Consider the following 7,659-nt stretch of genomic DNA (forward strand, 5'->3'; position numbering starts at 1 on the left):
CGCGCGAAGCGAACGGTGCACGACGGCGCGTCCTGGGATGAAACAGGAGGAGTGCGGGCGAGACCACGGCATCAACACCCCACCAGCACCACCGGAACCTCGAGAAGCACCCATCTCATCCAAGCCGAGTCGCATAGCACCTGAAACTTCATCAAGAGAGGCGTAAACACCCTCTAAGACTTTGTCTCGTCCAGGAGCCCGTCGGCGACTGCCCGCAGGATGGTCGCCAGTGATGCGCGGGCCTGCGAGTTCAGTGTGCCCTTCAGGTCCAGGGTGACCGCATCCACGCCACGGCTGAGCACGAAGTAGCGCTGGATGAATGCACTGCGCTGGGCGGGGGCCAGTTGCTGGAATGCGGTGTCCATGAGCGCCGCCCCGTCGTCCCAGGGCAACCCAGGAGCCGCGTACGGCTCGGGTTCTTCAGCGGTCGCATGACTGGGCCGTGGCTCGGGAACGCGGCCCTGAGTGGGCGCATCATGGTCGTCCGGCGCATCCGGACCTTCGTCTTCGGCCCTGCCTTCCGCGCTGGCCGAGGCTGGTGTCAAAACCGGGTTTTGAACCTGCTCAGTGCTCTTCCGCACCTTGTGGGGCTGTCTGGGTTGAGAGCTCTTGAGAATCTCCTCGGCAGCTTTGGCTTTCTGCGCCTCGGGGTCTTTGATCCTGTAGATCTGCTCTGCCGTCTTGACCTTGATCTGCTTGGTGTCGACGATGTCCCGGAGCTCTGGTGTCAGGTTGAGCAGGCTCAGCCTGTTGGAGACGTACATCTGCGATTTGCCGATGCGCTCCGCGACCTTCTCCTGAGAACCGTGACGCTCCACCATCCGCTGCAGGAACTCCGCTTCCTTGTAGGGCGGGATGTTCTTGCGGTGGATGTTCTCGATGATGACAGCTTCATCGACCTTGTCGTCTTCCGCGTTGCCAAGGCGGTCCCGGACTCGGATCTCAAACTTGGTCCAGCCGAGCTGCTTAGCTGCGTGGTAGCGCCTGTTGCCGAGGATGATGATCCATTCGGCGTCACCCAATGCTTCGGCGTACTCGGGCTTGGCCCGGCGAAAGGCCGCACTCGACATCGCCACGGCGGGCTGCAGCTGACCCACTGAGCGCATGGAGCTCTTCAGCTCACGGAACTCTGCGTCCTCGTCCGTGTAGTCGAGGTCCGTACGCGGGTTGCCGGGGTTACCGATGACGGTGTGCATGTACACGGTCGTCGGCGGCACTTCGGGGACGACGGATTGCACAGGTGTTCCTGTGCTCTTCGCCGTCTTCCCGGGGCCGTCGAGCAGTTCTGCCCAGGGCTTCTTCGTAGCCATCAGCGACGGTCCTTCTTGCCTGCTCCGAGCTCCAGTGCCAGCTGGTAGAAGTCCTCGCGGGCCTCCATGGCCACGCGGTTCTTCTTGTACTGGGTGACGACAGTTCCCTCAAGGGCTGCCCGTGTGTGGACCTTGTAGTGACGGATGACGGTATTTGCCAGCTTCCACCCCTGGTTCCGGACGAAGTCCTTGGTCTGCTCAAGGTCGGCTTCGCCGTCGCGCGGATCCCAGTTGTTGATGACGACCAGGTAGGGAATGCCGAGCGGCTTAACGACTTCTTCGATGGTGTCGCGGGTCGGCATGAAGCCCAGGGGCTCCGGCTCAACCGGGACGATGATGTCGTCGGCATTGGCGAGGACAGCGCGCATGGCGTCGGCAGCCGTGCTCTGGCCAAAAGGATCGCCGGCATCTTCCTTCTCGTCCTCCGGGAGGTCCATCCAGCCGGGGGTATCAATGAAGGCGTGCCGGACCTTGCGTGACTTCTTCAGGTGCGAGAAGAGTTCAAGGTCGTCCCGGGAGTTGATCTGCTCAAACGAGAACGGCAGGTCTTCGCCGACACGCTCTGACCACCAAGTGGTCGAACCTTGGGGGTCGGCGGAGACTGCGGCAACGTAGTGCGGATCGCCGTCCGGGGCCTGGCCCAGTACATGGGCAGTGATGGCCGCTGTGTTCACGGTGAGGGTCGACTTGCCAACCCCACCCTGGGCCTTGACCCCTGATGTTGGACATACGAGACACTGGATCCTGAGGATCTGAGAACGGACATCTCGTGGTCATGAAGAACTACCCGCCACAGTTCAAGGCGGACGCGGTCGCGCTGTACGAGTCGCGGCCCGATGCAACGATCAGGTCGGTCGCCGCCGATCTGGGGATCAACTCGGAGACCTTGCGGAACTGGGTCCGGGCGGCCGGAGCGAGTCGGCCCCGGGGGCGCCGGACGCAGGGACCGGCACAGCTGCCGACACCACTGGAAGCGGAGAACGCGGCCCTGCGCAAGAAGGTCCGCGAGCTGGAGGAGGAACGCGAGATCCTGCGCAAAGCCGCAAAGTATTTCGCCGGGGAGACGCGCTGGTGAACCGCTTCCAGTGCGTCGCCGACCTCCAGCGCCGCTACGGCGTGAAGCGGCTCTGCAGCATCCTCGGCGTCAGCCGCTCGAGCTTCTACTACTGGCGCCGGACAGCCGCGGACCGGGCCGCCAGGCAGGCAGCCGACGCTCGCCTGGCCGCCCGGATACGGGCCGTGCACCAGGAATCGGACGGCACCTACGGAGCCCCGAGAATCACCGCCGAGCTCCGCGAGACGAGCCATGAGGCGGTCAACCACAAGCGGGTCGCCAGGATCATGCGGGCGTCCGGGATCGAAGGAGTCCGGTTGCGCCGCCGGCACCGCACCACCGTCCCCGACCCTGCAGCCGCCACGGCGCCGGACCTGATCGGTCGCGACTTCAGCGCCCAGAGGCCCAACACGAAGTACGTCGGCGACATCACCTACCTGCCCATCGACGGCGGGAAGTTCTGCTACCTGGCAACCGTCATCGACCTCGCATCACGCCGCCTGGCCGGCTGGGCGATCGCCGGCCATATGCGCGCGGATCTCGTGACGGACGCCCTGGCCACGGCGATCCGCACCCGCGGCAGCCTCGCCGGATCGATCATGCACACCGACCACGGAGCCCAGTACACAAGCAGAATCTTCACTCAAGCATGCAGGTCAGCAGGGGTTCGACGAAGCATGAGCGCGGTCGGGTCCAGCGCGGACAACACACTCGCCGAGTCCTTCAACGCGACCTTCAAACGCGAGACCCTGCAAGGACGAAAGAGCTGGCCAACCGAGCGCGAGGCCCGACTCGACGCCTTCCGATGGCTCCACCGCTACAACACCCGACGCCGACACTCCCACCTCGGACAACGATCACCAATCGCCTTCGAGAGCGCCCTCCAACTCACACCAACTACGCTGGCATCAGCCGCATAACCCGTGTCCAGGATTCGGGGTCAAGGCCCCCTTGCGGTTGATGAGCGCGGTAATCCGTGCCATAGGTGATACTCCTGATGCTCCGTATGCTTCCCGGCCCGGGCGGGTCGGTACTAGCGGACCGAAACAGGATGCCACGAGCGACTCAGCAAGGGGTATCTCGGCGTGCCGGTTCAAAACCGGGTTTTAAACCCAGGTCAGCCTCCCTGCCTCAGCAGCCCGCCGGGCAGCACTTCAAAACCGGGTTTTGAAAACGCCTGCGATGTCGTCCGAAGTCGTCACTGCGTACGCAGACATGTGTCAGCTGGCACAGAACGCAGAGAAAGCCCGTACCCCCTGTGGCGGCCGCCGGTTCTCTCGCCTGTTGCGAGCTGTTGCTTCCAGGTGCTCGGAGGCCATCCTTTGGTGATGATGACGTGGCCGTGCCGTCGTCCAGGCCGTGGCGTTGAGTGAGTGACACGCCTTGCGTTGAGCGGCATCACGCGCCCACGGAGTCCCATGCGCGCCACGTCGACGTTGCGAGCATCGGTTGGCGGCGCCCCTGCCCCACCTGTGATTCATATCACATGTCGTTTCTGTCAGGAATCGGGTCGCTGTCCCGCTCAAGTCACCGACAGAGAACTAGCGAACCGACAGGAGCAGCAAATGAAGCACCGCATCGTCGTTCTCGGCGCCGGTTATGCCGGGGCCTACGTGGCCGGGACCCTGGCCCGTCGGCTGTCCCCGGCAGGCACCGAGATCACCGTGGTCAACGCCGAGCCGGACTTCGTCCAGCGACTGCGGCTGCACCAGCTCGCGGCCGGCCAGGAGATCGAGGCTCCACAGCTCGCCGACGTCTTCGCGGGCACGGGGATACGGCTGCGCCTGGCCCGTGTCACCGCCGTCGCCCCCGAGCGGCAGGTCGTCGCCGTGGCTGGCGCCGACGGCGGTGGCGAGCTCGCCTACGACACCCTCCTCTACGCGCTCGGCAGCCGCGTCGCCGACCAAGGCGTCCCCGGCGTGGCCGAATATGCCTTCCACGTCACCAGTCGTCCGGCGGCACTGCGCCTGCGCGAGCGCCTGGACAACCTGGCCAAGCGGGGCGAAGGCGGGAGTGTGCTGGTCGTCGGCGACGGGCTGACCGGCATCGAGACCGCCACCGAGATCGCCGAATCCCGGCCCGGCCTGTCAGTGACACTCATCGCCCGCGGCGAGCTGGGCGCCTCACTCTCCGCCGGAGCCCGCAGCCATCTGCGCCAGGCCTGTGACCGGCTGGGCATCAGCGTCCTGGAGCACACCGAGGCCGAAGCCGTCGAAGCGGCGCGGGTGCTGTGCGCCGACGGTACCGCCCTGGCCTCCGACGCGACCGTGTGGACAGCCGGGTTCGCGGTCACCCCCATCGCTGCCGCCAGCGGGCTGGAGGTCACCGAGAACGGTCGGATCATCGTCGATCGCACCATGCAGTCGGTCTCACACCCGAACGTCTACGCCGTGGGCGACAGCGCCTACGCCATCGGCGACAACGGCCGACCTCTGCCGATGTCCTGTGCTTCGGCCGGCTACACCGGCATGCAGGCCACGGCCGCGATCGCGGGACGCCTGACCGGCCGCAAGATCCCTAACGCCAAGCTGGAGTACCACGGCAACCACATCAGCCTCGGGCGGCGGGACGGGATCCTGCAGCTGGTCGACGGCGAAGCACAGGCGAAGCCCAAGTACGTGGGCGGCAGGAAGGCCGCGCGGATCAAGGCGGGCATCCTCAAGATGTCGCTGTGGACCACCTCGCACCCGACCTTCGGCCTGCCCAAGCGCAAGCGCCACCTGGCCGCCGTACCGGATGCGTCAGCCGAGAAGGCGGCCGCGTAGCCGCCATGGGCAGCACTGCCACTGCGCTTCGAGGCCAGGGGCGGAACACCGCTGCCCCATCCTGTGCGCGCCTGAGCACCCCGGCACTGGGCCAGATACCGACCGCCCACCTGCGAGGCCGGACCAGCAACCGGCCGGAGCCGCTGCTGACCCGGGGTGTGCAACCAGCCCGTCCCCGTCACCAGGCAAAGAGATCTCTCTGTCCGAGGAGGACGCATGGATACTCCGGCCCCACGCGTAGCCGACACACTGCCGTCGTCCTGGCCGACGGTGGCCAGGACAGTCGTCCTGCTCACGGCACTCATCAGTGTGCTGCTCACCGCCTTCGCCTGGCCGTCGGTGCGGTCGCATGTGCACGACGTGCCGATCGCCGTCGCCGGGCCGCCCGCCGCGGTCAAGCAGGTCAGCGCCGCGCTCGATCAACGCCTGCCGGGCGGCTTCGCGATCACCGAGGTCGCCGACACCTCATCCGCCGAACGGTTGATCCGCGACCGGGAGGTGTACGGGGCGATAGACGTCAACTCCGGCGCTCCGCAGGTCATCACAGCCTCGGCCGCCGGCGCAGCGGTCGCCCAGACCCTTCAGGGCGTCGCGGTGGGGCTCGGTCAGACACAGGGCCCCAGCAAGACGTCCCCTGTCCGCGACATCGTCGCCCTGCCGGCCGATGACCCCCGCGGCGCCGGCCTGGCCGCCGGAGCCCTGCCCCTAGTCATGGGCGGCCTGCTCGCCGCGCTGCTACTGACCAGGCTTGTCCGCAGCATCGTTCGCCAGGTCGCCGGGGCACTCACCTTCGCGATCACCGGAGGTCTGGCGGTGGCAGCGATCCTGCAGTTCTGGCTCGGTTCACTGGACGATTCCTACCTGGTCAGCACCGGCGCGATCGCCCTGGCCATCGCCGCCACATCTCTGACCATCATCGGGCTGGAGTCACAGTTCGGGTACGCCGGCTTCGGCCTCGGCGCCGTCACCATGATGCTCATCGGCAACCCCCTGTCAGGCGCGTCGACCGCACCCGAGATGCTGCCGGGCTGGTCCGGCACGCTCGGCCAGCTGATGCCGCCCGGAGCGGGCGGCCAGTTGCTGCGCTCCACAGCCTTCTTCGACGGCCACGGCTCCACCCACTCCGTCCTCGTGCTCATGACCTGGCTCGGATTCGGTGTCGCGCTTTGCCTGGCCAGCGGTCTGCCCAGGCGCGAACGCCGCCTGGGCGCCGGGCCCACCGAGTCCGCCGAGTCCGCCGAGCCAGCCGAGAACGTGGTAGCGCAGCCGTCTAGTTAGGGTGTTCCGCGTGGACAGCACCGCCAGGGATCGCTTCGACACCAGCCGGTTCGAGGCCAGCCGGAACCGGCTGGCCTCGCTGGCGTACCGGCTGCTTGGCTCCGCCGCCGACGCGGAAGACGCCGTGCAGGATGCGTTCTTGCACTGACAGGCTGCCGACCGGCAGCGGATCAAGGTGCCGGAAGCATGGCTGACCAAGGTCGTCACCAACCTGTGCCTAGACCAGCTCCGCTCAGCGCAGGCCCGCCGCGAACGCACCGTCGGTGCCTGGCTGCCTGAACCGCTCCTCGACGGCGACCCGATGCTCGGCCCGGCCGACACATTCGAGCAGCGTGAATCGGTCTCCCTGGCCGTACTGACTCTCATGGAGCGTCTGTCACCGCTGGAGCGGGCCGTCTACGTCCTGCGCGAAGCGTTCTCCCACAACCACGCCGAAATCGCCGATATCCTCGACATCACCGATTCCGCAAGCCAGCAGCACCTCCACCGGGCCCGGCACCGCATCACCGCCACACGCCGCGGCAGTGGCGAAGTCGACCCGGCATCCGCCCGCAGGATCGTCGAGGAATTCCTCGCCGCAGCCACCTCGGGCCGCACCGAACGCCTAGTGGCGCTGCTCACCGACGACGCGACCGCGATCTCCGACGGTGCCGGCCTGACCGAGAAGCTGCTTCGGTACGACACTCCACAGCGCATCGCCGCCATCGCACGGGCCGGCTTCAAATCCACGCCCGCAAAACAGCGGCTTGCCGGCGGAATCTCTGCTGTCCACTACGCGCTCGTCAACGGCGCCCCCGCCATCCTTTTCGTGCCCGACGGCAAGGTCGTGGGCGCCGTAACGTTCGACATCACAAGCGGCAAGATCGCAACCGTGCGCGGCATCGCCGCCCCCGCCCGCCTCGTCCGCCTCACCGAGGCCTGGCGCCAGCACGGACCGGACACACCGCTCATCACCCAGTGGTGAGCTGACGCCGACCGCGGCCAGGCGCAGCGCCCCGCGCTTCATAGGTGGCTGGTGGGGAGGCTCCGGACGGGGCTCCGCTGGGTGCTGTTGTTGGTGCGCCGGTCCAGCTCGGTGCGGAGTTCGTGGATGACCTGGGCATAGACGGCGACGTGCTCGCAAAGCCGGCCGTTGTCCTCCCGCAGGGCGCTGTCATGTTGTTGGGGACGTGGGTGTCTGACGGGGTGTCAGGGTGTGGCTGGCCCAGGCGTCAGCCTAGGCTCAAGCTGTGGTGGGCTGGCCGGCGGCGCC

Annotated in this window: 5 protein-coding genes and 1 pseudogene; 4 read left to right on the top strand and 2 right to left on the bottom strand. The window is 67.0% G+C overall.

All coding sequences use genetic code 11. The features are described 5' to 3' along the window. Window positions 1–173: 173 nt before the first annotated feature. Together ACF1FZ_RS34865 and ACF1FZ_RS34870 are read right to left on the bottom strand one after the other, a co-directional pair. A complete protein-coding gene (locus tag ACF1FZ_RS34865) occupies window positions 174–1,310 on the bottom strand; it encodes a ParB/RepB/Spo0J family partition protein (RefSeq protein ID WP_391777378.1) in 1,137 nt (378 codons plus the stop codon). Continuing rightward, on the bottom strand, window positions 1,310–1,984 hold the full coding sequence (locus tag ACF1FZ_RS34870) for a ParA family protein (RefSeq protein WP_391777379.1): 675 nt from the start codon (window positions 1,982–1,984) through the stop codon (window positions 1,310–1,312). The genes ACF1FZ_RS34865 and ACF1FZ_RS34870 overlap by 1 nt, the downstream gene beginning before the upstream one ends. A gap of 95 nt (window positions 1,985–2,079) precedes the next feature. On the opposite strand from ACF1FZ_RS34870, the gene ACF1FZ_RS34875 reads away from it, so the two are divergent. The 4 genes and pseudogenes from ACF1FZ_RS34875 (at window position 2,080) to ACF1FZ_RS34890 (ending at window position 7,371) form a co-directional block, all read left to right on the top strand. Next, a protein-coding gene (locus ACF1FZ_RS34875) for an IS3 family transposase (protein WP_391777380.1) occupies window positions 2,080–3,284 on the top strand; the annotation gives its coding sequence in 2 pieces (ribosomal slippage) (window positions 2,080–2,371 and window positions 2,371–3,284; 1,206 coding nt in all). A 645-nt stretch (window positions 3,285–3,929) separates the two neighbouring features. Further along, on the top strand, window positions 3,930–5,129 hold the full coding sequence (locus ACF1FZ_RS34880; RefSeq protein WP_391777381.1) for an NAD(P)/FAD-dependent oxidoreductase: 1,200 nt from the start codon (window positions 3,930–3,932) through the stop codon (window positions 5,127–5,129). Between the two features lie 216 nt (window positions 5,130–5,345). Then, window positions 5,346–6,407 (top strand): hypothetical protein, encoded by a 1,062-nt coding sequence (locus ACF1FZ_RS34885; protein ID WP_391777382.1) that lies wholly within the window; start codon window positions 5,346–5,348, stop codon window positions 6,405–6,407. A 10-nt stretch (window positions 6,408–6,417) separates the two neighbouring features. Then, window positions 6,418–7,371 (top strand): annotated as a pseudogene (locus tag ACF1FZ_RS34890) (sigma-70 family RNA polymerase sigma factor). Window positions 7,372–7,659: the final 288 nt, after the last annotated feature.

The sequence above is a fragment of the Streptomyces sp. NPDC014623 genome (genome assembly GCF_043088245.1).
Taxonomy (GTDB): Bacteria; Actinomycetota; Actinomycetes; order Streptomycetales; family Streptomycetaceae; genus Streptomyces.

Coding starts and splice junctions, on each gene's coding strand:
- ACF1FZ_RS34865 (WP_391777378.1), bottom strand. CDS start 1,310: ATGGCTACGAAGAAGCCCTGGGCAGAACTGCTCGACGGCCCCGGGAAG.
- ACF1FZ_RS34880 (WP_391777381.1), top strand. CDS start 3,930: ATGAAGCACCGCATCGTCGTTCTCGGCGCCGGTTATGCCGGGGCCTAC.
- ACF1FZ_RS34885 (WP_391777382.1), top strand. CDS start 5,346: ATGGATACTCCGGCCCCACGCGTAGCCGACACACTGCCGTCGTCCTGG.